Source organism: Actinomadura sp. NPDC047616, assembly GCF_040642915.1.
Classification (GTDB): domain Bacteria; phylum Actinomycetota; class Actinomycetes; order Streptosporangiales; family Streptosporangiaceae; genus Spirillospora; species Spirillospora miaoliensis.
On record NZ_JBEYTB010000004.1, the window covers coordinates 226,142 to 251,629 of the forward strand.

Annotated in this window: 22 protein-coding genes; 9 read left to right on the top strand and 13 right to left on the bottom strand. The window is 71.8% G+C overall.

Annotation, left to right across the window (positions count from 1 at the left end):
• Positions 1-116: 116 nt before the first annotated feature.
• The 4 genes from ABZ801_RS11815 to ABZ801_RS11830 form a co-directional block, all read right to left on the bottom strand.
• A complete protein-coding gene (locus ABZ801_RS11815; RefSeq protein WP_344955963.1) occupies positions 117-515 on the bottom strand; it encodes an AQJ64_40280 family protein in 399 nt (132 codons plus the stop codon).
• A 208-nt stretch (positions 516-723) separates the two neighbouring features.
• A complete protein-coding gene (locus ABZ801_RS11820) occupies positions 724-3,309 on the bottom strand; it encodes an FtsX-like permease family protein (protein ID WP_360696232.1) in 2,586 nt (861 codons plus the stop codon).
• Positions 3,310-3,312: 3 nt separating this feature from the next.
• A complete protein-coding gene (locus tag ABZ801_RS11825; protein WP_360697106.1) occupies positions 3,313-4,026 on the bottom strand; it encodes an ABC transporter ATP-binding protein in 714 nt (237 codons plus the stop codon).
• 38 nt (positions 4,027-4,064) lie between these two features.
• Positions 4,065-5,174, bottom strand: coding sequence for an amidohydrolase family protein (locus ABZ801_RS11830; RefSeq protein WP_360696236.1), 1,110 nt, complete (start codon positions 5,172-5,174; stop codon positions 4,065-4,067).
• Positions 5,175-5,223: 49 nt separating this feature from the next.
• Between ABZ801_RS11830 and ABZ801_RS11835 the strand changes: the two genes are divergently transcribed.
• Positions 5,224-5,718: a MarR family transcriptional regulator gene (locus tag ABZ801_RS11835; RefSeq protein ID WP_360696239.1), complete on the top strand. Its 495-nt coding sequence runs from the start codon at positions 5,224-5,226 to the stop codon at positions 5,716-5,718.
• 396 nt (positions 5,719-6,114) lie between these two features.
• Here the strand turns inward: ABZ801_RS11835 and ABZ801_RS11840 are convergent, their stop codons facing one another.
• Positions 6,115-6,837: a methyltransferase domain-containing protein gene (locus ABZ801_RS11840; protein ID WP_360696242.1), complete on the bottom strand. Its 723-nt coding sequence runs from the start codon at positions 6,835-6,837 to the stop codon at positions 6,115-6,117.
• A gap of 1,108 nt (positions 6,838-7,945) precedes the next feature.
• Between ABZ801_RS11840 and ABZ801_RS11845 the strand changes: the two genes are divergently transcribed.
• The 3 genes from ABZ801_RS11845 to ABZ801_RS11855 all read left to right on the top strand — a co-directional run bounded on the left by ABZ801_RS11845 (position 7,946) and on the right by ABZ801_RS11855 (position 10,144).
• On the top strand, positions 7,946-8,239 hold the full coding sequence (locus ABZ801_RS11845) for a hypothetical protein (RefSeq protein WP_360696246.1): 294 nt from the start codon (positions 7,946-7,948) through the stop codon (positions 8,237-8,239).
• Between the two features lie 350 nt (positions 8,240-8,589).
• Positions 8,590-9,138, top strand: a complete 549-nt coding sequence (locus tag ABZ801_RS11850) for an NAD(P)H-dependent oxidoreductase (RefSeq protein WP_360696248.1) — start codon at positions 8,590-8,592, stop codon at positions 9,136-9,138.
• A 352-nt stretch (positions 9,139-9,490) separates the two neighbouring features.
• Positions 9,491-10,144: a methyltransferase domain-containing protein gene (locus ABZ801_RS11855; protein ID WP_360696251.1), complete on the top strand. Its 654-nt coding sequence runs from the start codon at positions 9,491-9,493 to the stop codon at positions 10,142-10,144.
• A gap of 577 nt (positions 10,145-10,721) precedes the next feature.
• Here the strand turns inward: ABZ801_RS11855 and ABZ801_RS11860 are convergent.
• Entirely contained in the window at positions 10,722-11,651 is a 930-nt protein-coding gene (locus ABZ801_RS11860; RefSeq protein WP_360696253.1) for an oxidoreductase, read from the bottom strand.
• A gap of 81 nt (positions 11,652-11,732) precedes the next feature.
• On the opposite strand from ABZ801_RS11860, the gene ABZ801_RS11865 reads away from it, so the two are divergent.
• Positions 11,733-12,335 carry a TetR/AcrR family transcriptional regulator gene (locus ABZ801_RS11865; protein ID WP_360696256.1) on the top strand — a complete coding sequence of 201 codons (603 nt, stop codon included), beginning with the start codon at positions 11,733-11,735 and terminating at the stop codon, positions 12,333-12,335.
• Positions 12,336-12,558: 223 nt separating this feature from the next.
• On the opposite strand, the gene ABZ801_RS11870 is transcribed toward ABZ801_RS11865, so the two are convergent.
• From ABZ801_RS11870 to ABZ801_RS11890, 5 genes are all read right to left on the bottom strand, one after another.
• Complete coding sequence (locus tag ABZ801_RS11870) at positions 12,559-13,356, bottom strand: 2-keto-4-pentenoate hydratase (protein ID WP_360696259.1); 798 nt, start codon at positions 13,354-13,356, stop codon at positions 12,559-12,561.
• The gene (gene dmpG / locus ABZ801_RS11875; RefSeq protein ID WP_344957416.1) at positions 13,353-14,348 is read right to left on the bottom strand and encodes a 4-hydroxy-2-oxovalerate aldolase; all 996 of its coding nucleotides are present in this window, start codon (positions 14,346-14,348) and stop codon (positions 13,353-13,355) included. Before dmpG ends, ABZ801_RS11870 begins: the two co-directional genes overlap by 4 nt.
• Positions 14,349-14,356: 8 nt before the next feature.
• A complete protein-coding gene (locus ABZ801_RS11880; RefSeq protein WP_344957414.1) occupies positions 14,357-15,232 on the bottom strand; it encodes an acetaldehyde dehydrogenase (acetylating) in 876 nt (291 codons plus the stop codon).
• A 75-nt stretch (positions 15,233-15,307) separates the two neighbouring features.
• Positions 15,308-15,817, bottom strand: coding sequence for a RidA family protein (locus tag ABZ801_RS11885; protein WP_360696264.1), 510 nt, complete (start codon positions 15,815-15,817; stop codon positions 15,308-15,310).
• The gene (locus tag ABZ801_RS11890; RefSeq protein WP_360696267.1) at positions 15,814-16,536 is read right to left on the bottom strand and encodes an amino acid racemase; all 723 of its coding nucleotides are present in this window, start codon (positions 16,534-16,536) and stop codon (positions 15,814-15,816) included. Before ABZ801_RS11890 ends, ABZ801_RS11885 begins: the two co-directional genes overlap by 4 nt.
• A 125-nt stretch (positions 16,537-16,661) precedes the next feature.
• Here ABZ801_RS11890 and ABZ801_RS11895 point away from each other — a divergent pair, with 125 nt between their 5' ends.
• Positions 16,662-17,546, top strand: a complete 885-nt coding sequence (locus ABZ801_RS11895; protein ID WP_360696270.1) for a LysR family transcriptional regulator — start codon at positions 16,662-16,664, stop codon at positions 17,544-17,546.
• Between the two features lie 105 nt (positions 17,547-17,651).
• On the opposite strand, the gene ABZ801_RS11900 is transcribed toward ABZ801_RS11895, so the two are convergent.
• Entirely contained in the window at positions 17,652-20,075 is a 2,424-nt protein-coding gene (locus ABZ801_RS11900; protein ID WP_360696273.1) for a LuxR C-terminal-related transcriptional regulator, read from the bottom strand.
• A gap of 238 nt (positions 20,076-20,313) precedes the next feature.
• Here ABZ801_RS11900 and ABZ801_RS11905 point away from each other — a divergent pair, with 238 nt between their 5' ends.
• From ABZ801_RS11905 to ABZ801_RS11915, 3 genes are all read left to right on the top strand, one after another.
• Positions 20,314-21,168 (top strand): SAM-dependent methyltransferase, encoded by an 855-nt coding sequence (locus tag ABZ801_RS11905; protein ID WP_360696276.1) that lies wholly within the window; start codon positions 20,314-20,316, stop codon positions 21,166-21,168.
• Between the two features lie 86 nt (positions 21,169-21,254).
• Positions 21,255-22,622: a hypothetical protein gene (locus tag ABZ801_RS11910; RefSeq protein WP_344957402.1), complete on the top strand. Its 1,368-nt coding sequence runs from the start codon at positions 21,255-21,257 to the stop codon at positions 22,620-22,622.
• A gap of 9 nt (positions 22,623-22,631) precedes the next feature.
• Positions 22,632-23,891 (top strand): cytochrome P450, encoded by a 1,260-nt coding sequence (locus tag ABZ801_RS11915; RefSeq protein ID WP_360696280.1) that lies wholly within the window; start codon positions 22,632-22,634, stop codon positions 23,889-23,891.
• 349 nt (positions 23,892-24,240) lie between these two features.
• On the opposite strand, the gene ABZ801_RS11920 is transcribed toward ABZ801_RS11915, so the two are convergent.
• Positions 24,241-25,383, bottom strand: a complete 1,143-nt coding sequence (locus tag ABZ801_RS11920) for a Clp protease N-terminal domain-containing protein (protein ID WP_360696283.1) — start codon at positions 25,381-25,383, stop codon at positions 24,241-24,243.
• Between the last annotated feature and the right edge of the window lie 105 nt (positions 25,384-25,488).

Here is a 25,488-nt window from a genome sequence, read left to right on the forward strand (position 1 = left end):
TTCAGGTTCGTCGTCCGCCTCGACGCCCGTCCGCCCCCTGGACCTAATCGTCTACTTCTGCTGAGTCGGCCACTCGCCGTGCTTCGGCGGACTCTTCGGGTCGCACAAGCGCGCCGCTACCGCTGCCCGTCCCTTTCACCCAAGGCGTGCTCGCGAGCGGCCTTCGCTTCCTCGCCCACCATGTGGTGCACGGTCGTGCCCGGCAGAGTGGGCAACTCGGCCCAATGGGTGACCGGCTCGATGGAGTCGGTGAGCAAGTCGGTGCCTTTCCGGCCGTAGGGCGGGCGGACGACACCGTCAGAGTCGACGAAGCAGTCGCGGTACTCACGCCCGTCCTCAGCGATGTGAAGGGTGGTGTAGTACATCGGCCTCACCAGCCAGAATTCCTGCCCGGCGTACGGATCGCCCTCGTCCGCATCGTTGGAGCGATAACGGCCCGAGATCGCGGCGGCCACGGGAATTCCGTCCCTCGGCACCCTGTCCCGTACGTCCACCCACTCCACCTCTGCGCGCATGTCCCTCCCGGTTCCGATCCTTTGTCAGGTACGGCCAGTTTCGCATTCCTGCCCCTGGGCCGTCCGCCTAATGCTTCCGAGGGCGCCGCGTTCGGGGCCGCCCAGGATGGCGGTTCCCATGCCCACTCCCTGAGCGGCGGTCCGGGCCACGGCACGTCCGTCGCTGTCGGTCCTGGTCGACGCCTTGAGGGATAGCATCCTCAGTGGCTCACTCCGCCTTGGCGGCTTCCAGAACGGGCACGGCCGCGGCCCGGCGTGCGGGCAGCGACGACGTCGCCAGCGTCGCCACCGCCGCGCCCGCCGTCACCAGCGGGAACAGCCACCACGGCGGATCCGGGCGCAGGAACGAACTGCCGGTCGTCACGTGCAGCAGTGCCAGCGTGCCGGTCGCGATCGCGAGGCCGAGGAGCGTGCCGAGGGCGACCACGGTGGCCGCCTCCCAGCGGACGATCGAGCGGATCTGCCTCATGGTCGCGCCCACGGCGCCCAGCAGCCCGAATTCCCGGGTGCGTTCGGCGACGCTCATCGACACCGTGGTCGCCATTCCGAACAGCGCGAGCAGCAGCGCCATGCCGACGAAACCATAGGTCGCCCGCAGTGCGCGGGTGAGAGAGGCCGACGCCGCGTCCACGTACGCGTCTCGGTCGAGGACCCGCACGCCCGGCACTGCGGCCACGGCGCGCGCCAGGGCTTGCGGGGAGCCGCCCCGCACCAGGACCGCCTGGGTCGCGGCGTTGGTGTCGAGCCGGTCCATCGTCGCGGGCGCCACGAGCGCCTGCTCGGCGAACAGGTGAGAGGGGTCGTGGTAGACGCCTGCCACCGTCAGTGTGACCCGGCCCTGAGCGCCCCGCACGACGATCTGCTCACCGCGCCGGAGCCCCCGTTCCTTCATGACGGTCGACGACAGCGCGATCTGTCCAGGACGCAGCGCGGGCGGGCGGCCGCCCAGCCGCAGGACGTCGCGCAGCCCGGCCTGCTCGGCGCCACTGACGAGGAAGCGGAACGGCTCCGGCTCTTGGTCCGGTCCGCTCCGGTCCGACGGCGATACGAGCTTGACCTGGGTCTGGGTGAGGGCGGTGGCCCGCGACACCCCGGGTATGCCCGCCAGCCGGGCCGCCACGTCCCGGGCCAGCGGGGCGGGCCCGCCCTCGGCGGTCCTGGCGGTCGAGGCGACCGCGTGCTCGGCCGCCATCACCTGCCGTCCCGCCTCCTGGAACCGGTCGTGCACCGACAGCGTGACCATCGCCACGGAGGCGACCAGCGCGACGCCCAGCATCAGCGACGAGGCGGCCGACGACACCCGGCGCGGGCTGCGGGTGATGGTGGCGTGCGCCAGCCGTCCGGTCTCCCCGCCGACCGACGTCCCGACGCGGCCCACCAGCCCGCCCAGCGGCCCGACGAAGAACGGGGTGAGGACGGCCAGCCCGGTCACGGTCAGCATCGAACCAAAAGTGATCATCAGTGCGACCCCGAACGTGCGGTCCGGGCCCGGGGGTTCGCCGACGCGCACCGCGACCGCCACCGCGTACCAGAAGCCCGCACCGGCGAAGATCGCGGACGCGGCGAGCAGCCGCGGCCGGCGCCGTCCCCGGGGTTCGGTGACGGTGCTGCGCAACGCCTGCACGGGCGAGACGCCCGCGGCGCGGTGCGCCGCCCGCCAGGCGGCCAGCTGGGTGACCAGGATCCCGGCCGCGGCGGGGACGGCCAACGCGACCCAGCCGAACTGGGCGTCGGCGGCCGAGACGTCGAATCCGTCCCGCGCGAACAGCCGGGTGAGCAGCGCCGACAGCGGATAGCCCGCGGCCACGCCGCCCACCGAGGCGACCGTGCCCATCACCAGCGCCTCCAGCCGTATCAGCCGTTTGATCTGCCGCGGCGTGGCGCCGATCGCCCCGAGCAGCGCCAGCCGCCGGGTGCGCTGCCGTACCAGCGTGCCGAACGTGTTGGCCACCACGAACAGGCCGACGAAGATCGCGACGGAGGCGAGCAGGCCGACGATGCCGGCGATCGAGGCGCCCTCGCCCGCCGCGGCGGCGGTCTGTGCCTGCCGTACGGACTGCGCGGTGCGCACCGTGGCCGCGCCGCCCAGGTCGCGGGCCAGTTCGCCGCGCAGCCGATCGGCGGGCACGCCCGGGGCGGCCTTCACCCAGACGCTCTGCCAGGTGCCCGCGGGCAGCATCGCGGCGCGCCGCACGGTCTCGGGCGGGGCCAGCACCAGGTCGCCGGCGGCCACCGCGCCGCGGCCCTGGACGGTGACGACCCCGGCGATCCGCACCCGGCGCGTCTGGCGGGGCAGCGTCAGCGTCATCGTGTCGCCGACGCGCAGCTTCCCAGCGCGTGACATGTGCCGGACGACCGCCACCTCACCGTCGCCGGCGGGGGCGCGCCCCGCCTCCAGCCGGTAGGGATTCAGCCGTGGGTCGGAGACCCAGGGACGCAGCAGCGTACGGCCCTCGGCCGACGCCGTGACCGCCTTCTCGTCGAGACGCGCGGCCGTCACCGCCACCGCGACGTCCCCTGCGACCGCCGCCACTCCCGGCCGGGACTCGACCTGGTCCAGGCGGATCCGGCCGTCCGGCGGCGCGTACGGGTCGTCCGCATCCACCGTCCCGCCCTGCACGAGCACGTCCGCGCGGAAGTACTCGCTGGCGTCGCTGCCCGACACCGCCTCCTGCGCGCGCAGCGCGAACTGCAGCGAGCCCGCGATCAGCGCGATGGAGCCGAGCGCGGCCAGCAGCGTGGCGGCCAGCCGCATCCAGCCCTCGGCGAACGAGCGGCGCGCGATCAGCCACACGGCTCAGCCCTCCATCGCGCGCATGCGGGCGTGCACGGCGTCGATGGTCGGGGCGGCCAGCTCGTCGACGATGTTTCCGTCGGCCAGGAACAGCACCCGGTCGGCGTGCGCGGCGGCCACCGGGTCGTGCGTCACCATGATCACCGTCTGCCGGTAGGAGTCGACGGCCGAGCGCAGGAACCCCAGCACCTCGGCGCCGGAACGGGAGTCCAGGTTGCCGGTCGGCTCGTCGGCGAACAGCACCTCCGGCCGGGTCAGCAGCGCACGCGCCACGGCCACCCGCTGCTGCTGCCCGCCGGACATCTCGGCGGGCCGGTGGTGCAGCCGCTCGCGCAGGCCGAGGGCGTCCACGATCGTGTCGAACCACCGCCGGTCCGCGCGGCGGCCCGCCAGCCTTCCGGTGAGCCGGATGTTCTCCTCGGCGGTCAGCATCGGCAGCAGGTTGAACGACTGGAAGACGAAACCCATCCGGTCGCGGCGCAGCCGGGTCAGCCCCGTCCGCGACAGCTTGGTGATGTCGACCTCGCCGATCACGACCGTGCCGGAGGTGACGGTGTCCAGCCCGGCAAGGCAGTGCAGGAACGTCGACTTGCCCGACCCGGACGGACCCATGATCGCGGTGAACTGGCCCCGGGTGAACGCCGCCGAGACACCGCGCAGCGCGGTCACCGCGCCGTCACCGGCACCGTAGGTCTTGACCACATCGGACGCGACCATGACCTGGTCGCGGACGAGCTCGCCGGGCAGGGTCCCGATCACCGACGTCCTCCCGCAAGGCGGGGGAGCAGGCGCAGCGCGTTGTCCCGGGCGATGGCCTGGTGCGCGCGGCGGTCCACACCGGGGTCGCGGTCGAAGTCCGCGGTGTTGCGGGCCACCTCACGGGCGGAGTTGGCGGGCCAGTCGGTGCCGAACAGCACGCGGTCGGCGCCGACCGCGCCGAGCAGCGTCGGGGTGGCGTACGGGGACATCGGCAGCGCCGTGTCGTAGTAGAAGCGTCGCAGCGCCCGCCGGAACTTCGCCGGGTCGGGCCCGTCGTCCTCCCTGCCCCAGCGCTCCGCGCGGCCGGCCATGTACGGCAGGAACCCGCCCGCGTGCGACAAGATGATCGACAGCCGCCGATAACGGTCCAGGACCCCGGCGGCGATCAGGCTGAGCGCGGTGCGGGTGGTGTCGAGCAGGAAGTCGCCGAGCCAGTCTCCCACCCCGGGCACCTCGACGATCCCCTTCGGCGAGAAGGGATGGGTGAACACGACGGCGCCGCGGCGGTCGAGCTCGGCCAGCAGCGGGTCGAACGCCCGGTCGCCGAGATAGCGCCCGGCGGCCGAGGTGTTGAGCAGCACCCCGTCGGCGCCCAGCTCGTCCAGCGCGTACGCGATCTGCCAGAGCGCCAGGTCCGGGTGGAGCATGGCCACGTTGGCGAAGAAGCCGAACCGGGTGGGATGGTCGCGTACCAGCTCGGCCAGGGACTCGTTGCACACGCGCACGCCCGACTCGGCGACCTTGCGGTCCGCGAACACCTCGGCCGGCACGGGTGCGGAGGCCACCCCTACGGCGATGCCGTTGGCCTCCAAGGTCTCCAGGGTGCTCGGCAGGGTCCACTGGGCCCAGGAGGGACCGCCGGTGGGCGGGATGATGCCCTGCTCGATCGCCCACAGCCGCATCCTGCGTGGCACGGCGTGGTGGTGAGTGTCGATCCGTCCGTACGAGGGCCGGTGCGGGCTCGCGGCGGCGCCGCGCACCGGCAGCGGCACGGGCATGGCGACGGCCGCCGCCGCCATGCCGGTCGCGGCGGTCAGCTTGAGTGTCCCCCGGCGGGTCAGCTCGGGCATGAGGGTCTCCTTGTCGATCGCGAGGAGGTGGCGCATATGAGATAATCTCATCTGAGACTATATCAGGAGCTACTAGACTGGGCCCATGCTGGACGACCTGCTGGAACGCCTCCTGTCCGGGGAGGGCGGCCCGGCCGCCGATCAGGTGGGGCTCGGCATGCTGCTGGCCGAGGCCCACAACCAGAGCCGGGAGCGCCTGAACGAGGCGCTGCGTCCGCTGGGCATCAACGTCCGCGGATTCGCCGTGCTGCTCGCGCTGCCGATGTACGGCCCGGTCAGCCAGCGGGACCTGATCAGCCATATCGGCATCGACAAGTCCACGATGGTCCGGCTCATCGACGAGTTGGAGGACGGGGGACTGGTCTCCCGCGAGCGGGCGCCGCAGGACCGGCGCGCGTACTCGATCGTGCTGACGCGCCGCGGCGAGCAGACCCTGACGAAGGCACGGCGGATCGCCGAGCAGGCGGGCGAGCACATCTTCGGCCGGCTCACCGACGCCGAACGCCGGCACCTCGTCGACCTGCTACGCCGCCTGGCCGAGCAACCCGTCCCACCCCAGCCCGACGCCAGTCCGCGCTGATCACCCGCCGGTGCCGCCCGCCCGTCCGGCGCCTTGACGAACCTCGGCCGCCGCCGGCCATGCGGAACTCCGCCGCCTGCCCCGCCTTTGACCGTCCTGCACCTGGTCACCCGCGCGCTGAATCCGACCCGCGCGACTCGGCCCGCGCCTGCACCGAATGGCCTGTGCGGCTCCCAGCCACTCCCGCCGCCGGTCGGCCTCACCACTGCCCCGTGGTCAGGGCACAGGCCGCCCTACCCCACCACGGCCTGATCGGACCTGCCCAGGCACGTGAAAACCTCCGCCCCGAACACTCCACCGATTCGTTGAGGCCGCTGACGCCGGCAACCGTTGATAACGGCCCCTTGAGCCGTCCACCCGTCGTATTCGACCCGCGTGTGGTTGAGCGGCTGCGGATCAGTCAGGGGTGCCGGGTCTGCGCGCGAGAACAAGCCGGTAGCGCGGGCTGCCGTCCTCGCGTCGGCCCAGAAGCGTCAGGGGGACTGTCGTCACGGTGAATCCGGCTGCCGTCAGATCGTCGCGGACCGCATGCAGCGGGCACGTGCGGTAGTACATGACGAACGGGGGACGCCACACGGCATTGCGGGCCCGCATGGCCAGGTCGAACCCGAGCAGCGCCCAGTACCAGCCCGAGGTGATGGGCTGCGGTGCACCGATCGGGAAGGCGAAGAGCCCGCCGGGCCGTAGCGCGCGGTACACCCCGGAGAAGAGCGCGGGCCGTTCGGCGGGCAAGAAGTGTCCGAGCGCCCCGAAACTGACCGCGAGGTCGAAGGCCTCGTCGAAGGGCAGGTCGCGGACGTCGGCCCGTACCCACTCGGCGTCTGGATGCGCCCTGCGCGCCTGCGCGAGCATGCCGGCGCTGAAGTCAACGCCCGTGATCCGTCCTTGGCACAGGGGTTGGAGGACCCGCATGCCCGCACCGGTGCCGCAGCACACGTCCAGTCCGTCGCCAAAGGGCCCCAGCGAACCCAGCGCGTCGGCGGTCGCGTCGAGAATGCCATCCGGGGTGCGGAAAGGCGTGTGGTCGAACTTCGGAGCGAGCAGGTCGTAGCCGCGCTCGACCGAGGACAGCGCCTGCATCGCCAGTTCACGCAGAGAGGGACCTTGGGCCGAGAACACCGCCCAAGCCTACTTCCCAGCCCCCGACCAACCGTCAGCTCGGGCACGAGGCGGTGGATCCGGCACCCCTACAGAATCCACCCCGGATTCATGTCGCCTCCCGCACCACACCACCCGCCGCGCCTCCGCCGCCACCGCACCGGCCGGCGCAGGCACGGACCACGCCACCAACGCCGGCGGCCCGGCCGGCCGGGAACACGGACCGTGCATACGGACTGTGACCGGCAGGCGCGGATGGCGGCTCGATCGGCACCGGTGCCGCTGAGCTGCGGCGCCGCCCGCCGGAGGCGACGTGAACAGGGCCCTGTCATCTGCGGCGACGCGCTGAGCACACACTCCGCGCGCCCTTGTTCCTCCACCCCGTTTCCGACGTACCGTGTCCGCCCCATGTGATCCGGATGCGCGGCGCTCAGTCGCCGCCGTCGCCACCCCCGTTCCCGTCGCCGCCGAAACCGCCAGCGGAGGAGCGGCCGTCGTACCCGGCCCCACCGTCGTAGCCGGTTCCGCCACCTTCGCCCCCTCCTGGAAGAGGGCCACCACCCCGGCGACGAGAAGCGCGACCAGCCCGGCGGCAGCAAGGAGGTCATCGTCAATGAACCAGGCCGCCAAGCCGGAGACGATCAGGAGCAAGCCCCGGTAAGTGGCATGGTCATGCGCAGCCCTGTGTGCCGCACGCTCCTCCGTACTCAGGAGATGCGCGTGCCCCCTTCCCCAACGCGGTGCCTGTCATTCACAACCGACATCGCCGTGGGACTGGCCTCGGTGCCGCCCGCGCAGGCCGATCCGCCGAACTCCGAACGCCCAAAGGTGGGCGACCGGGAAACGTGTCGTCGAGGGCAAGAGGCTCTCAAGGATCGCCCACGCACGAGCGACCCGGCAGCCAAGCCGGGACCTGCCGCCAAGGCCGCTTGGTCGAAGGCCGACGCGGCCGAGGTGACCCTCGACGATGGCACCCGCTCAACGCAGCGCACGGCTGCGGCGAACGGGCTGGCTCGGACCGATGATCTCCCGGTGTGGCTACAGGGCCCCGGCCTCGCGTAAAGGGCACGCGGTCGCGACCGGCGATGGCCGGCAAGGCCCGGGGCGAGATCCTCAACCGTCAAGCCGCATGCTGCGCCAGTGTGGGGAACTTGTCTTCACCGTCGCTCCCGCTGGGAAGGTCGTCGGCGGCCGGGTCGGGACCGCGTTCGCCCAGTCCTTCGGCGGAGCGTACGGCACTCGACTGCGGCTTGTTCAGCTGCTCGCGTGCGCGGTGAGCAGACCGCAGAAGACCGAATGCCGCCGTTCCACACCACTGAGCACCACCAACGACGGTGATACCAAGACGCTGACCGCCGACGTCGACACCGGCGCGGCGGCACCGGTGGTGCTGGCGGCGGCACCCGGTCCGGCCGTTTCGTAAGGGGGCTACACCGCCACCCAGCTGGAACCCTCGACGACCTGGGACGTCTAGGCAATACCGGCGAGACTTCACCTGGAAGTACCCGATGCGCGCCGTCCCGGTGCCTGGGGACCTGTCTCCGTCGATCCGGGTGGGCTACTCGGCGCAAAGCGTGGACGGCCGGACCGGCAACACCAACAGCCAACCCTCCTGGGCCGGCGAGGGTTTCGACCCATGGCCGGGGGCATCGACGCCGCTACAAGTCCTGCGAGGACGACGGCGTGCCCAAGAACACCGAAGGCAAGCCACCGAGCGATCTCTGCGGGGGCCATGACAAGTTGCACGGCCGGGGCCCGGAGTAGGTTGAGCGGATGTCCACATCGTCGGTGATCCTGCTGCTGTCGGGGAGCCTGAGGTCCGGCTCCACCAACGAATCGGTGCTGCGCACGGCGCAGGCCGTCGCGCCCGAGGGGGTGCGCGCCGTCCTGTACGACGGCTTGGCGGAGCTTCCGCACTTCAACCCCGATGACGACACCGACCCGCCACCGGCCCCCGTGGTCCGTCTCCGGGCGGCGATCGACCAGGCCGCCGCGATCCTGATCTGCACCCCGGAGTACGCGGGCACCCTGCCGGGCTCGTTCAAGAACCTGCTGGACTGGACGGTCGGCGGCACCGAGATCTGCGACAAGCCGGTGGCCTGGGTCAACGCGGCCGCCCCGGGCCGCGGCCACGGCGCGGAGGCCACGCTGCAGGCGGTCCTCGGCTACACCGGCGCCCGCATCGTGGAGGCGGGCTGCGTGAAGATCCCGGTGGACCGCGGCATGATCGGCGACGACGGGCTGATCACCGACCCAGACGCGCGCCGACGACTCGGCGACGTGCTCGGGCTGCTGGCGGCTGCGCCCGCGCAGGCCGCGTGACCTGATCCTTCCCACTGCCTTCAGGGGCAGTGTGCTGAGCTGCGGAAATCATGGACGCCACCCCCGTACGCGCGATCCAGTTCACCGGAGTTCACTCATGGCGCCCCTGTCCTGCCCCGCCCGTACCTGAGCGCTGCCGCTGTGCCGGGCGGCCGTGCTCGGGGGCGTCTGGCATCAGAACTGTGATCGTTGAGCTGCGGCCCGGGAGGGGCTGTTGCCAAGCTCGGCGTCGGCATTTTCGGCATGACCCCCAGTCGGAACTGGCGCTCACGGAGCCATGTTTCCGCCAGGCACCCCGCCCGGATCACGACACGGTCCAACAGGGCAGGGCGGCGGACTAGGGTCGTCAAGCGTGATCGAGTCTTCCTCCCTGGACACCACCCGGGCGGCCTACGACGCCGTCGCCACCCTTTACGCCGAGATGTTCCGTGACTCGGTCGAAGGCCATCCGCTGGACCGCGCCCTGGTCACCGCGTTCGCCGAGTTCGTACGAGCCGCGGGCGCCGGGCCGGTGGCCGACCTCGGATGCGGCCCCGGCGGCGTTACGGCGCGCCTGGCCTCCCTCGGTGTGACCGCTTTCGGCATCGACGCGTCGCCGGCGATGATCGAGCTGGCCCGCCAGGAGTACCCGGACCTGCGGTTCGACGAGGGTTCGATGCTCGCGCTGGACATCGCGGACGGCACGCTGGGCGGCGTTCTCGCCTGGTACTCCATCATCCACACGCCTCCGGAGGATCTGCCGGTGATCTTCGCGGAATTCGCGCGGGTGCTGGCGCCGGGCGGTCATCTGCTCGTCGGGTTCTTCGCGACCGGCGACGACTCGCCACACCCGGCCGAGCCGTTCGACCACAAGGTCTCCCTCGCCTACCGGCTCTCCATCGACCACGTCGCGGACCTGGCGTCCAAGGCCGGGCTCACGGAGATCGGCCGGTCGCGTCGCGAGCCGGCCGAGAACGAGAGGTTCCAGCACGGCCGTCTCATCGCGCGCAAGCCGACGAAGTCGTAGGCCCGGTCAGCAGGTCAACGAACGCCGGGTCGGGTGCCGGCGGAGGAGGTCGCGGGCCTGTTTCGGGAGACGTGGAGTGGGTCTACGAGTCGCCGTGGTCGAGGGATCCCGCGAGAGCCCGCCGCGCCCCCACTGGGGCGTCCGCGCGCCGTCGCCGGTGCCGCTCCGCCACCTGGCTATCAGCCCATCTGAACCCGGGCCCTACTACCGCCGAATACCTACCGGCCGCCGGGCGTGCGGGTGAGCGCTCCCCTCACAGAATCCGGGGAAGGGCGCCCGGGACAGCGCCAGATTCTAGGTCGCCAACGCCCCTTTGCGCAGGGAACACCCCGTCCTACTTCCTGCTGCCCTGACCACCCCGCCCGAGCGGACTGGCCCCACCACCCGCATCCGGGGGAGGCACGACCGGCACACGTCTGCGGCATACCCTGGCCTCCCTGGTCTGCCCCGGTTCGCCCAGGCATTCGCAGGACAGTCGGCAGTTCGGCCGGTCGGACACTGGCACCGGTCAACCGAACTCCGTCTCGACCCTGGAAAGACACTAAGGCTTAGGTGCGCGGGGTGTCCGTACGCGGGGTCAGGCGGGGGTGGCTGTGCGCAGGGGGTCGGGGAAGGGGACGCCGGTCAGTTCTTCTGAGGCGGTCCATAGGCGGCGGGCGGTCTGGGGGTCGCTGGCTGCTGTGGATCGGCCGACGAGCGTGGGGGCGCCGCGCATTTCTGCCAGGCCGTTCGGGCCGACATAGGACGCACCGGGCAGGTCCTGGACGGCGGCGTACAGCGTGGGCAGCGCGCCCGCCCTGCTGTCCTGCGCGACGATCCGGTTGCCGAACAGCATGGACGCGCGGCGCAGGACGCTGGCGTCGCCGCCCTGCAGGTTGGTGGCGGCATAGCCGGGATGGGCGGCCAGGGCGCGGACCGGGGAGCCGGCCGCGGTCAGGCGGCGCTGCAGTTCCAGGGTGAACAGCAGGTTGGCCAGTTTGGACTGGCTGTAGGCGCGGGTCGGGGAGTATTCGCCCGTCAGGTTCAGGTTCTCGAAGTGGATGCGGGTGCCGGGCCACCTGTGCGCGCCGGAGGAGACGGTCACGACGCGGTCGGTGACGTGCGGCAGCAGCAGGTTGGTCAGCGCGAAGTGGCCGAGGTGGTTGGTGCCGAACTGCATCTCGAAGCCGTCCTTGGTGCGCGACTCCGGGATGTTCATGACACCGGCGTTGTTGATCAGCAGATCGAGGTCGCCCTGCCAGGAGGCGGCGAACTCGCGGACCGAGGCGAGGTCGGCCAGGTCCAGGCGGCGCACCTCCAGGGTGCCGCGCGCGCCCTTGACGGCCGCGGCGGCGGTCTCGCCACGGCCGGTGTCCCGCACGGCGAGCACGACGTGCGCGCCCGCGCGGGCCAAGGCTTCGACGGTGGCGGCGCCGAGCCCGCTGTTGGCTCCGGTGACCACGGCGGTTCGGCCGGTCAGGTCGGGAAGGTCGGCTGCGGTCCAGCGTGAGGTCTTGTTCTTCGCCATGAAGGAAATGTAGACAACGCCAACAATGCTGTCAATGTCAACAATGTTGGCGGTGACCACGACGGGGCTAGGCTGGTGGCCATGACGACCCGCCGCTACCACCACGGAGACCTGCGCGCCGCGCTGCTGACCCGCGCCGAGCAGACGCTGCGGGACAAGGGGCCGGGGGCGCTGTCGCTGCGGGAGCTGGCCCGTGACCTGGGCGTCAGCCACGCCGCGCCGAGCCGCCACTTCAAGGACAAGCAGGCGCTGCTGGACGCGCTGGCGCTGGCGGGATTCGAGCGGCTCGGGGCGGCGATGACCGCGGCGCTGGAGGAGGCGGACGACTCGTTCGCCGACCGGCTGAGCGCCGTCCTGCGCGCCTACGTGGGCTTCGCCATCGGCAACGCCGCCCTGCTCGACCTGATGTACTCGGTCAAGCACGACCCCGCCGCGTCCGAGGCGCTGATCGCGGCCACGAACAGGCTGGCGACGCTCGCCGCGGAGCTGATCGAGGACGGTCAGCGCAGGGGAGAAGTGCGCGACGGCCCGGTGGAGAGCATCGCCCTGCCCGTCATGGCCGCGCTGCACGGCTTCGCCGCCCTGGTGGTGAGCGGCGCCCTCCCCCCGAATCTGGTCGAGCAGGGGCTGGACGACACGGTCGCGTTCGTCCTGCGGGGCGCACTGCAGACGAACGCGGTATAGCCACAACACCACGACCCCTGAGATCGCCGATTCCCAACGTGGGACCAACTCTCATCACCGTGACCGACACGATCCCGTTTACCGTGCCGCCTAGCTGACCGGCTGCGGATATGGATGCCCGCGATGGCACGGCCTGCGAGGCCGGGAGAGCGGCTGCAGGGTGCCGGGTGGTTGGGCTGCGGCCGCAGCCCAACCCGGGTGCATCGCTGGCGGTTCCTCTCTGTCAGGACGGGGCATCCTCGGCCAGCATCGCCGTCACCCTCCCGATCCCGGGGAATTCCGCCGTGATGCTGTCGCCCGGCGCAATCGGGATGGCCCTGGTGAGGGAGCCGGACAGCACGACCTGGCCCGGTTCCAGCGACACCCCCATCGCGCCGATGGCGTTCGCCAGCCAGGCCAAAGCGTTGAACGGCGTGCCGAGGACCGCCGCTCCCGTGCCAGTTTCGATGACCGTGCCGTTCCTGAGCAGAGCGCAGTTCGCGGACGGCAGGTCGACGTCGGCCGGATCGATCGGCGTGCTACCGAGGATCGCCGCCCCGGACGACGCGTTGTCGGCGATCGTGTCGACGATCGAGATCTCCCAGTCCCGGATCCGGGAGTCGACGATCTCGAGCGCCGGCAGCAGGTATCCCACCGCCCTGACGGCGTCGTCGGCCGTCACGCCGGGTCCCCGGAGAGGGGCGTCGAGGACGAAGGCGATCTCCGGCTCGATCCGGGGCTGGATGAACGCGCGGGCGGGGATCGGCCGGTGCTCCGGGCGGAGCATGCTCGCGGTCAGATGGCCGTAGTCCGGCTCGTGGACGCCCATCTGCCGCTGGATCGCGGCCGAGACCAGGCCGATCTTGTGGCCGCGGACCCGGTCTCCGGCCTCGGTCCAGCAACGCGCCTGCTCCTGCTGGATCCGGTAGGCGTCGGCGATCGTCGCGCCGGGGTAGGTCGCGCTCAGGGGAGGGATCGGCGTGCCCGACCGGTGGGCGTCGAGCAACGCGGCGGCCGCCTCACGGATCTCGGAAGTCCTCACTGACGCGCTCCGTACCGGCTGGAGAGCTCCGCCGCGACGTCGATGATCATGTCCTCCTGGCCGCCGATGACCTCGCGCCGGCCCAGTTCCAGGAGGAGTTCGCGCACGGGCACGCCGTACTTGTCCGCGGCGCGCTTCGCCGGGTGAAAGAAGGTGGAGTAGAGACCGGCGTAGCCGAGCAGGAGCGCGGTCTCGTCGATGATCTGGGGTTCGGTCATCAACGGTGCGATGACGCGTTCGGCGACCTCGATCAGCGCGAAGACGTCGACTCCCGGGTGGTGACCGGCTCGTTCCAGCGCCGCCGCGAGAACCTCCGTCTGGGCGTTGCCCGCGCTGGCCCCCAGACCTCGGAGAGACCCGTCGATGTAGGTCGCGCCGTTCTCGACCGCGGCGAGCGCGTTGCCGATGCCCACTCCCAGGTTGTTGTGGGCGTGAAACCCGATGTCGGCGTGGACCGCGTCGCGCAGGGCGGCGACGCGGGCTCCGGCGGAGCCGGGCACGAGCGCCCCGGCGGAATCGACCACGTAGATCACCTGTGCGCCATAGGAGTCCAGTTTGGCGGCCTGCTCGGCGAGGGCCGCGGGTTCGAGCTTGTGGCTCATCATCAGGAAGCTCATGACACGCATGCCGTGGTCGCGGGCGTGGCGGATCGGCTGCTCGGCGCAGTCGGCCTCGGTGCAGTGCGTGGCGACCCGCACCGTGGCCGCCCCCGCGTCGCGGGCGGCGTCCAGGGCCGCAAGCGTCGAGATCCCCGGCACGTACAACACGGCGATGTCCGCCCTGTCCACCGCGGCGACGGCGGCCCGTACGTACTCGACGTCCGTCGCGGCGGCGAACCCGTACTGGACCGAGGAGGCGCCGATGCCGATGCCGTGGGCGACCTCGATCACCCGGACACCCGCCCTGTCGAGGCCTCTGGCGACCGCGCCGACCTGGTCCGGCGTGAACCTGTGCGAGACGCTGCTCATGCCGTCGCGCAGGCTCGTGTCCACGAGAGTGATCATCGGGCGGCTCGCAGGGTCTTCTCCGCGATCCGTTCGGCGACGGCGACCGCGGCGGCGGTGATGATGTCGAGATTGCCCGCATACGTGGGCAGGAAGTCGCCGGCGCCCTCCACCTGCACCATGACGGTGACCAGGTCGCCGTCGACCTCCACGAGTCGCAGCCGGTAACCCGGCACATAGCGGCGGACCTTCGCGACCATGTCCCGCACGGCGCGCTCGATCCGGCCGGCGTCGCTCCGGCGAACCCGTGCGTACACGGTGTCCCGCATGACCATGGGCGGCTCGGCCGGATTGATCAAGGAGAACGCCTTGGACTCGTCCACTCCGGCGACCGCGATCAGGGCCTGTGCGGTCTTCTCACTGAACTCGCTGAGATTCCACCGGGTCCCCGGACCGGCACTGGCGCTCGCGATGGTCGCGACGATCTCGCCGTACGAGACGTCGGCGACCTGGTTGATCGCGTGCAGCAGGGGGATGGTGGCCTGTCCCGCGCAGCTGACCATGTTGAGGTTCGGCGCCTCCAAATGGTCGTCGAGGTTGACGGCGGGCACCACCCAGGGGCCGACCGACGCGGGTGTCAGGTCGATCGCGGTGATTCCCGCGGCCGCGTAGCGCGGCGCGGCCGCGGCGTGCACCTTCGCCGAGGTCGCCTCGAAGACCAGCGGGGGTCGGTCCGGTCGGCCGAGCAGCCAGTCGACGCCCTCCGCGGACACCTTGACGCCGAGGTCCTTCGCGCGCCGCAGGCCCTCGCTGCCGGGATCGATGCCGATCATGAAACGCGGGTCGACGAGCTCGGACCGGCGGAGCTTGTAGAGCAGATCCGTTCCGATGTTGCCCGAACCGACGATCGCCGCCGGGACTTTCGCGGGCATGCGCGCCCTCCTCGTGACGAAAGGTGTTGCCTTCCCCGCAGGCCGGCGGCCGGGGGCTTCAGGGGATTCGCGGGCTCAGCCGCGTGCCGGTCGGTGAAGCTCGACCAGGAGTTCCAGTTCGACGGGCGAGCCCAGCGGCAGCGTCGACACGCCGACCGCCGAGCGGGCATGCTGTCCGACGTCGCCGAAAAGTTCGCAGAGCAGGTCCGATGCCCCGTCGCCGACCCGCGGGTGCCGGGTGAAGCCGGCCGTCGACGCGACGAACACCAGGGCTTTGACCACGCGGGCCACCGCCGCCAGGTCACCGATCTCCGCCTTCAGCGCCGCCAGTGCGTTCAGCGCGCACTGGCGCGCGCACTCGTACCCGAGTTCCACGCTGACCGTGTCACCGAGCCGGCCGACCGCGATCAGCCGCCCCTCCCGCAGCGGCACCTGGCCCGATACGTGGACGTGGTCACCGCTGCGTACGGCGGGCACGTACGTCGCGACAGGGGGGACGACCTCCGGCAACGTCAGCCCCAGTTCCCCGAGGCGCTGTTCGGGATGTGACCTCGTGCGCTCCGTTCCGCGGCGTCCCTGGCTCATCGAGGGCCACCGCGCCAGTCGGGCATCGCCCGTTTGCCGACGGCGACGTCATAGGCCGCACGGGCCAGCAGACGGGTCGAGTCCAACGTCGGCAGAGAGGAGACATCGGGCGTGATCAGCAACGGGATCTCGGTGCAGACGAGGGCGACCGCGTCACAGCCCCGGTCGGCCAGCCGGTCGATGACGCGGAGGTACTCCTGGCGCGACGCGTCGCTGATCACGCCGTTCACCAGCTCCTTGAAGATGACCTCGTTGACGAGGTCGCGGTCGTCGGCGTCGGGCAGTTCCGCGGCGATCCCACGGGCGGCGAACGCACGCGGATACAGCGGGCCGTCCATCGTGTACTTGGTGCCCAGCACGCCGACACGGGTGCGCCCCTCGGCCGCGGCCTGGTCCGCGACGACCTCGGCGATGTGCAGGCCTGGCAGCGCCAGGTCCGGTCCCGGCACCTCCATGGCCATGTGGGCGGTGTTGTCCGGGCATGCGAAGAAGTCGGCGCCGGCCCGGGCGAGCCGCTGCGCGCTGGTGGCCAGGGTGGCCCGGACGGTCGCGTGATCTCCCGCGTCCCAAGCGGGCATGCTGTACCCGAAGGCGATGTAGTCCAGGGTGACGTCGGGATGCTCGTTGCGGCCGGTCCGGTGGAATCCCTCCTCACAGAAAGTGAGGAAGCAGAGCGCGGCCCCTCCCGTGCTGTGAGCGAGAACCCCAAGGTGTTTCACGACGGCTCCGGCATTTTCCGGTGAAGCGGGACGGCTTCATTCTTTACCGAGGGATCCCGACATGCCTACTCTGAGGCATCGATCGATATGGCGCCCATGCCCTGGAGGTATGGATGGATCTACGGTTGCTGGGTTATGTGGTCGCGATCGCGGAAGAGGGATCCATCAGCGGAGCCGCCCGCCGGCTACGGCTGACTCAGCCGAACCTGAGCCGGCAGCTCCGTGAGCTGGAACGACGCCTGGGTGCCGAACTGTTCGCCCGCGGCGGCCGCCGGCTCGTTCCGACCGCCGCCGGGGAGGCGCTGCTCCGCCGGGCCGTGCGCATGCTGGCCGATGCCGAAGCCGTTCCGAACGACGTACGGCTGGCCGCCGAGGGCAAGACCGGTCGCTTGACGGTGGGGTTCGCCGGATCGGGCATCAACGGCGCGCTGGGAGACGCCCTCGGGCGGCTGCGAGCGGAACTCCCCGACGTCGACCTGTCCCTGGTTGAATTGTTCGATGACGCCGAGATGTCGGCCGGCATCCTGGACGGAAACCTCGACGTGGCGGTGCAGCGGCTGCCGGTCCGCGACGCCCGTCTCGCCACACGGGTCTGGGCGCGCGAGCCGCTGACCCTCTTCCTGCCGTCCGTGCACCCCCTCGCCAGGACCCGTGAGCCGGCGCCGGTGTCCGTACTCGGTGAGATCCCCCTGGTGCTGTGGCCACGCGAATCCGCGCCCCATGCGCACGACGAGATCATCGCGTTGTGCCACCACGCCGGGATCGTGCCGCGCATCGGCGCACGGGGCCGGACCGTTCAGACCATCCTCGCGCTGGTCGCCGCCGGCTTCGGCGCGGCCGTGATGGCCGACTCCTATCGAGTGCTGCACCGGGAGGGGGTGACACCTCGACGCCTCGCGGGTACCGCCACCACCTTGCACCTGGTCTGGCGAGCCGGGGACACCGACCCGCTCCTCACGCGTTTCATGGCCGCCCTGAACACCGTGAAGGCCCGGCATCGCACGCAGTGATCCCACGGTGCGACGGCATTCGCCAGCGCCCGGTAGGTCGCGGCCGCCTGCGCGGGCGGCATGACGCCGTTGTTCAGCGCTTCGGGCCCGGATCGGCACCGGCTGTCAGGAGCGTGGGGCGGGGCCGCTCTGTTGCTCGGCCACCCATGCGGCGATCTCGGCGCGGCTGGTGAAGCCCAGCTTGCGGAGGGCGGCGCTCACGTGGGACTGGACGGTACGGGGGCTGAGGAAAAGGAGCGAGGCGATCTGCTTGTCCGTCTTGCCTTGGGCGATCAACTCGGCTACGGCGTGCTGTTTGTCGGTGAGCAGCCGGTTCGCCGTCCGCGGCCGGGGCGGAGCGTCGGCCCGGAGGGTGGACGGCTGGCCCAGCGCCAGGTCGATCGCGGTGTCGAGTTGCATCTGCGCGCCGTAACTCTCGGTCATGTCGTACGCCTCGCCGAGGGCCGCCCGGGCTTGTTCGACGCAGGCGGTGTGGGCCTGCGCCCAGGGACGCAGCCGGTGGATGGCCACACCGAGGGTCCGCTGCATGTTCCGCGCGGCGCCCAGAAGCAGAGCCGCCTCTTCGTGATGACCGCGGGCCACCGCGCACCACGCGAGCGACTCCACGCACCAGACCGAACCCCACCGTTCGCCGATGTCCCACTGGGCGCGCAGCGCGGCCCGGAACATCGCGACGGCGGACGCCGGGTCACCGTGGCGGAGCTCGGCCACGGCGCGGGCCCACTGGGCCCAGGCGGCCGCCCAGGTCGCGTCGTGGGCGCGGGCGTCGGCGAGGTGCCGGCCGGTGACGGCGAAGGCGTCCCGCGCGGGCGCGGTGAACGCGGCGGCGATCGCGTGGAACATGTCGGCCATCGGCAGCACACGCGTGTCGTTCATCGCGGCCAGTTCGTCGCGGACGGCGGCCCACCGCGCGAGCGCCTCGGGGTCGCCGTGGACGAACAGGGCCGTCGCGGCGATGAAGAAACGGTGAACGGCCAGTGCGAACGCCGCCTCGCCGCTTCCGGAGACCGCCGGTGCCAGGGCGTCGCAGCGGCGCAGCAGGGTCTCGGCGTTGATCTCGTCGCCCAGGCACAGCGCAATCCAGCCCGCCTGGGCGAGCACCGTCAACCGGAGCGGTGCGGCCGCCGAGTTGTCGGCCAGGGCCTTTTCGGCTCGCAGCAGGGTCCGCATGCCCTCGCCCAGCGTCCCGCCGAAGAACCACAGCCGCAGAGCGGTCAGCGCGGAGGCGAGCCGGGCGCCGACCTCCGCCTCCTCCAGCGTCGTCGCGGTGGCGCACCGTTCCAGGACGGCCCGCTGGTTCGGCAGGTCCTGGCGCGCCTCCCACAGGTACCGGGTCTCGTCCGGTCCGTACCAGTTGCGGCTGCACCATTCGGCGCGGTCGAGGAGGTATGCGCTGAGCCGACGGTACGCGGCAGTCTCCTCGCCGGGCGGCGGCGTGGGCCGACGGTGCTTCGGCTTCGGCGGGTCCCCGGTGCGCGAGCCGAGGCGGGCCAGCCCGTACTCCCGCACGGTCGCGAGCATGGTGTACCGCGTCGGAATGGCATCGGTGTCGGGGACGACGATGCTCTTGGCGGCCAGCTCGCCGATGAGGATCGGCACCTGGCCGGCGTCGAGCTCGCCGCCTGCGGCGACGGCCGCCGCCGCGTCCATCGTGAAGCCGCCCGCGAACACCGCCAGCCGGGGCCACAGCAGCCGCTCGGCCGGCGAGCACAGCTGGTAGCTCCACTCGAGGCTGTCCCAGAGGGTCCGATGGCGGGCCGGGGCGTTCACGTCCGCCGTGAGCGTCCGCAGCCGGAAGTCCGACAGCATCGACACGATCTCCGCGACCGACATCACGCGGACGAGCGGCGCCGCGAGTTCGATGGCGAGCGGGATGCCGTCCAGCATCGCGACCAGGCGCGCGACGTCGGCCGCGTTCCGGGGCGTGAGCGCGAAGTCCGCGCGCGCGGCGCAGGCCCGCGCCGCGAACAGCCGTACGGCCTCGTACTCGGTCGCGACGGCCCGGTCGGGGACGGCCGGGACGCTCAGCGGCGGCACGTCGATCAGGTGTTCACCCGCACAGCGCAGCGGCACCCTGCTGGTCGCGATGATCCGCAGTGCGGGGCAGTCGCGCAGGAGACGGACCACCAGGGGCGCCAGTGTCCGGATGAGGTGCTCGCAGTTGTCGAGCACGAGCAGGGCCGCCCGTCTGCTCAGCGCTGCGGTCAGGATCTCGCCGGTCTCCCGCGCCGACACGTCGTCGATGGGCAGCGCGTCCAGGATGACCCGTCCGACCGTGGTCGGGTCGGTGTGGGAGGCGAGGTCGACCCACCAGGCTCCATCGGGGTAGGCGCGGCGGGCCTCGCTCGCCAGCCGCATCGCGAGCCGGGTCTTGCCCGTACCGCCGGCGCCGGTCAGTGACAGCAGCCGTACATCCGGGTCGGCCAGTCGCGCCTTCGCCGAGGAAAGCAGCTCCCGGCGGCCGATGAAGCCGTTGAGCTCGGCCGGAACGTAGCCGTCGCGCCAGCCGTCCGCAATGCGTTCCGTCACCCGCTCCGCCCGTCCTCGCCTCCCCGCCGCGGGGGCGGGTACGCCGAACGGCTCATGATCGTAGTGAGTCCGGCGCCGCCCGGTGGCGAAGTCGGTCTCGTCGCTCGCCGAACCCCCGTGAGGCCAATTCCGTACCGGACTCCGTACAACGACGGAGGATGCGGGATCCCCTGCGGCAGCACCATATCCGGATGCACCAGGTCCCGGTGGCGCCCCGCCGATCCACCCTCCACAGCGGATGAGTGAGACACCGCTTCGGCACGACGCCGGGCCGATCCGCGATCCCGGGCCCACGATGGCGTGGGCGGCCCCGTCCATCGCCCGCGTCGTCGACTGCCTGCTGGGCGGCAAGGACAACTTCCGCGCCGACCGCGAACGAGCGGCGGAGGCGCTCGCCGCCGACCCTCGGCTCCGGCAGGTCGTCGTCGAGAACCGCCGGTTCTCCCGCAGGGCCGTCCGCTACCTGGCCCGTGAGTGCGGTGTCAGGCAGTTCGTCGACATCGGGACCGGCCTGCCGGCCGCCGAGAACACCCACGACATCGCCCAGGACCACGACGCGAGCGCCCAGGTGCTCTACGTGGACAACGATCCGATCGTCGTGGCCCACGGTCAGGCGCTGCTCGCCGAGAACGATCGCATCGGGGTCGTCCAAGCCGACCTGCGTGACCCCGGCGCACTCCTGGACCACCCCGTGTTCACCCGGCTCATCGATCTGGACGAGCCGGTCGCGGTGCTGCTCACTCCCGTCCTGCAGTTCCTGTCCGACGCCGACCGCCCGGAGGAGGTCATGCGGACGGTCCGCGACGCACTGCCGCCGGCCAGCCATCTCGTCCTCTCACACGCGTGCCCGGAGGCGTGCCCCGAGCGGGTCGAGCGCGTCATGGACGTCTACCGGTCCGTCGTGCCCTCGGCCACGGCACGCGAACGCGAGCGCATCGCGGGCTTCTTCGGCGACTTCGAGTTCGCCGAACCGGGTCTGACCTGGGTGTCGTCCTGGCGTCCGGACATCGCGGTGCCGCCCCGGGTGGCCGAGCGCGTCTGGCAGCTCGGCGGCGTCGCCCGCAAACCGGGCCCGGCGGCCGGCCGGGCCTGACGACCACCATCACGACGAGCCGACGCATTGGAGAACGAACGTACATGGGTGGGAGACCGGTCCGTCGTTTCCGTGAACTCAGCGCCGTGCGGCCGCCGACCGACACGAGGATCGTGCTGCGGCGTGCCGTCGTGCTCGGCGGCAGCATCGCCGGCCTGCTCGCGGCCCGCGTCCTCAGCGACCACGCCACCGAGGTGATCGTCCTGGAACGCGACGACCCCGACGCGCGCGGGCCGAGGCCCGGGGTACCGCAGGGAACGCAGGTGCACGTCCTGCTGAACGGCGGGCGGGTCCAGCTCGACCGCTGGTTCTCCGGGTTCTCCGACAGCCTGCTCGCCGACGGTGCGGTGCTGTCGAAGGACGACGCCATCCGCATGTACGTCGACGGCGTCCTCAAGGTGCCGGTCGCGGACGGGATCGTCAGCGCCAGCCGCCCGTTCCTGGAGAGCCGGGTACGGACCAGGACGCTCGCCCTGGGCAACGTCCGGCTGCTCCGGGCCAGGGCGTGCGGCCTGACGTTCGGCCCGGACCGGGTCACCGGCGTGCGGTACACCGGCGACGGCGACGCGGCCGACCGGATCGCCGAGTTGCCCGCCGATCTCGTGGTCGACGCGATGGGCCGGTCGAGCCGGCTCGGCGACTGGCTCGAAGAGGCCGGCTGGCCCCGGCCGCCGATGCGGCGGGTGGGCATCGACCTCGGCTACGCCACCGCGAGCTTCCGGCGCGACGGCGCCCCGCTCGACGTCTCCACCGTCCAGGCGATCGTTCAGCCGGGCAGGGAGCGCCGCCCGGGGGTCAGCGTGCTGACCGCCGTGGAGGACGGCCGCTGGTCCATCCTGCTGTCCGGGTTCGCCGACGACCGGCCGACGCGGGACCCGGAGGAGTTCCGCGCGCGCTGCCAGCGGCTCCCGCCGGTTTTCGCGTGGGTCGCCGACAACTGCCCGATGATCGGGTCGGTCGTGACCTACCGGCAGGCCGACTCCCGGCGGCGCGACTTCCACGCGGTGCGGCGGCTGCCGGCCGGCCTCGTCGCCGTGGGTGACGCGGTCGCCTCGTTCAATCCCGTGTACGGCCAGGGCATGTCCTCGGCCACGCTCCACGCTTCCTGCCTGTCGGCCTACCTGCGGTCGTCGCCGTCGTTCTCGGAACCGGCCCACGACTACTTCGCCCTCGTACGGCTCGTCGTCGACGCCGCCTGGCAAACGTCGACGACCAACGACCTCGCGCTGCCGCACGTCACCGGCCCGTATCCGCGCGGCTTCCGACTCGCGCACCGGATCAGCGACCTGATCCTTCGGGCCTCCGTGACCGACGCGGAGGTCAACCACCGCTTCATCCAGGTCACGCACATGCGAGCCCATCCGAACACCCTCATCCGGCCCGGTCTCCTGCTTCGCGCCCTGCGCGCCAGGCGGGCGGCCGGCACCGCTGAGCATTCCGATCCGACCGCCTAAGGAACAGCCATGGACATCACTCCCCGCGGAGCCGGACACGCCCCGCCGCCCGGCCCTCCAACGCACCCCGAGCGTGTGCGGCTGTACGACGAGGCATTCGCCGCGGATCCCGCGCGGACGTACACGCGGCTGCGGGAGTACGGCGATGCCGTGCCGGTTGAACTGGCCCCAGGCGTTCCGGCGACCCTCATCATCGGTTACGAGGCCGCGCTCGAGGTACTGCGCGATCCGGTGACCTTTCCCAAGGACCCGCGCCGGTGGCAGCGGGACGTCCCGCAGGACTGCCCGGTGCTGCCGCTGATGATGTACCGGCCGAACTGCATGTACACCGACGATCCGGTGCACACGCGGCTGCGGCGGGCGGTCACGCGTGCGCTGGACCACATCGACTCGTCCGCGCTGCGCGAGCAGGTGGGCGGCATCGCCGAGGAGCTCATCGCCGGATTCGGCGCCGCGGGCGAGGCCGACCTGCTCGCCGACTTCGCCCGCCCCCTGCCGCTGCTGCTGTTCAACCGGCTCCTCGGCTGCCCGCCCGCCCTCAATGAGCGGCTGGCCCGCGGGTACCAGGGCATCTTCGACGGCGTGGCAGCGGAGAAGGCGAACGCCGAGCTCACCGAGGGCGTCGCCGAGCTGATCGCGCTGAAACGACGCCGGCCAGGGCCGGACCTGACCTCCAAGCTCCTGGCCGATCCGGCCGAGCTGTCCGACGAGGAGGCGCTGCATCAGGTGCTCCTCCTCATGGGCGCCGGGGCCGAACCGGAGCAGAACCTCATCGCCAACGGCGTTCACCTGCTGCTGACCAGTGCGGAGATGGCGGACGACGTCTGGGGCGGCAGCCTGCTCATCGAGGACGCGCTGGACGAACTGCTGTGGAGCGACCCGCCGATTGCGAACTTCGGCTTCACCTATCCCCGGCAGGACGTGAAGTTCCGCGGGACGATCCTGCCCGCGCACCAGCCGGTGGTGATCGGTTTCTCCGCCGCCAACGCCGACCCGCGCACCATGGCGGGAGCACGGGTCGGCAACCGGGCCCACCTTGCCTGGGGCGCCGGCCCACACCTGTGCCCCGCCAAGCGGCCCGCGCTCCTCATCGCGACGGTCGCCATCGAGAAGCTCCTCGACGGACTGCCCGGCCTGACGCCGGCGTTCCCGGGCGGCGAGGCGACCTGGCGGCCCGGCCCGTTCCACCGGGCCCTGACTGCCCTGCCCGTACGCTTCTCCCCGGTGACGGCCGGTCCGCGCCGCCATGGCGACCTCAGCGGCGTGTGACCGACCAAGGTCACCCTGCCGGTTCCGGAGGCATCCTGTATGACGCCGTCAGGGCAGGTCTGAGGCGGGCGGCTGCGGCGAATCTCCGAGGGAGGGCCGCTCGGAACTCTCCCACTCCTCCACGTTGCGCGGGAGCGTCTCCAGGGGGAGCGCAGATGCCTGCGGTGGACGTCGCTGTACGTACGCAGATAGGCGATCTCGCGTTCCAACCGGCGCCGTTCGTCCTCTGCGAGCACCCCTCCTTGCCCATGCCGCGCGACACTGGGCCGTGCCGCCCGGCTCCGCGGATACCGGCGAGCGGCGGCGGTGAGGTCGTGGAACGCGCCGTCCTGGATCGGCGATCACGACCTCAGCGGTCGAGAGCCTGGCGGAGCTCCGCGATGTCCACGCCGAGCGAAGCCAGTAGCGGGCCGCATGGCGCTGCCGGCTCGGCGACCAGTACGGCCAGCAGGTGGGTGGTCCCGGTGGACGGATCCCCGCGCTCGTGGCAGCGCAGGCGTGCGCGGGTCAGGAGCCGTGCGATCTCCTCGTGCATCGTCGGGCGGAACGGATCCGCCGTGGACGGTTCCGCAAGCGCGTCCACCACGGCGGCGAGCGTGATCCCTCGCTCCCGCAGCAGCTCGGCGCCCTTGTTGGTTGGCGTCCACTCGGCGCGGAGCGTCAGTCCGGCCTTGGTGAGCTGGTCGTCCAGGGCGAGCATGCCGAGCAGCAGATGAACGGGGGTCACCTCGGGGTGCCCCAGCCGTACGGCCTGGCGCTCGGCCTCCAGGCGCACCGTGGGAATGACCGGCGACCCGAAGCCGCCGCTGGACAGGACTCTGGCCAGGCGGCCCCAGTACCTGCCCCGCTCGTTGAGCATGCCCATGTTGCGCAACCCGGCGGCGCCGTCGGGGTGCCGCGTGCCGTCCTCGCGCGCGCTCGGATGCACCGCGAGCCTGGCGATGAGATCGTCCCGGTTCACTCGCTGTTCGAGCAGCGCCTCGCACGCCCGGTTGCCGCGATCGTGCAGCAGTCCCATGAGGAGGTGGGACGGGTTCGCCCGCGACACCCCCAGCTCCCCGGCCCGCATGAGCGCTTGGGCGAGCGCGGCCCTGAGCGCTCCGGTCGGCCGTGGCGGCACCTCGTCCTCGGCCGCCGCCCACGCCGTCTCGCGCAGCAGGGCCGCGGCGGCGTGGCCGCCGAGGGGCTCACCGTCGCCGGCACGGTCCTCGCCGACCCAGTGCTCGGCGCCCTTCGCCGTGATGACTCCCATCAGCGATCCGCTGTCGCGGACCCGGGGAGCCAGCAGATCCTTGGCCGCGGACTCGCCGTCGAGCAGCGCCAGGAGCACGTGCTCGGTCCCCACGTCCGGCCGCCCGTCCCGGATGGCCCGGCGGAACGCCTCGACCAGAGTCTCCCTCAACTCGCGAGAGGCGTCGGCGGTGGCGGTGTGCGGTTCGGGCCGCATGTCGATCCTTTCGGTCGCGGGCTCGGTGACGGCGGTTTCGATCACCGTTCGGCAGCCTACGAACGCGCATCGAACCGGGGCATGTGCCGATCGGCCCGACCTCATGGCCGATCGGCCATCATGTCGGAGTAGATCCTCCAGACCCGCATA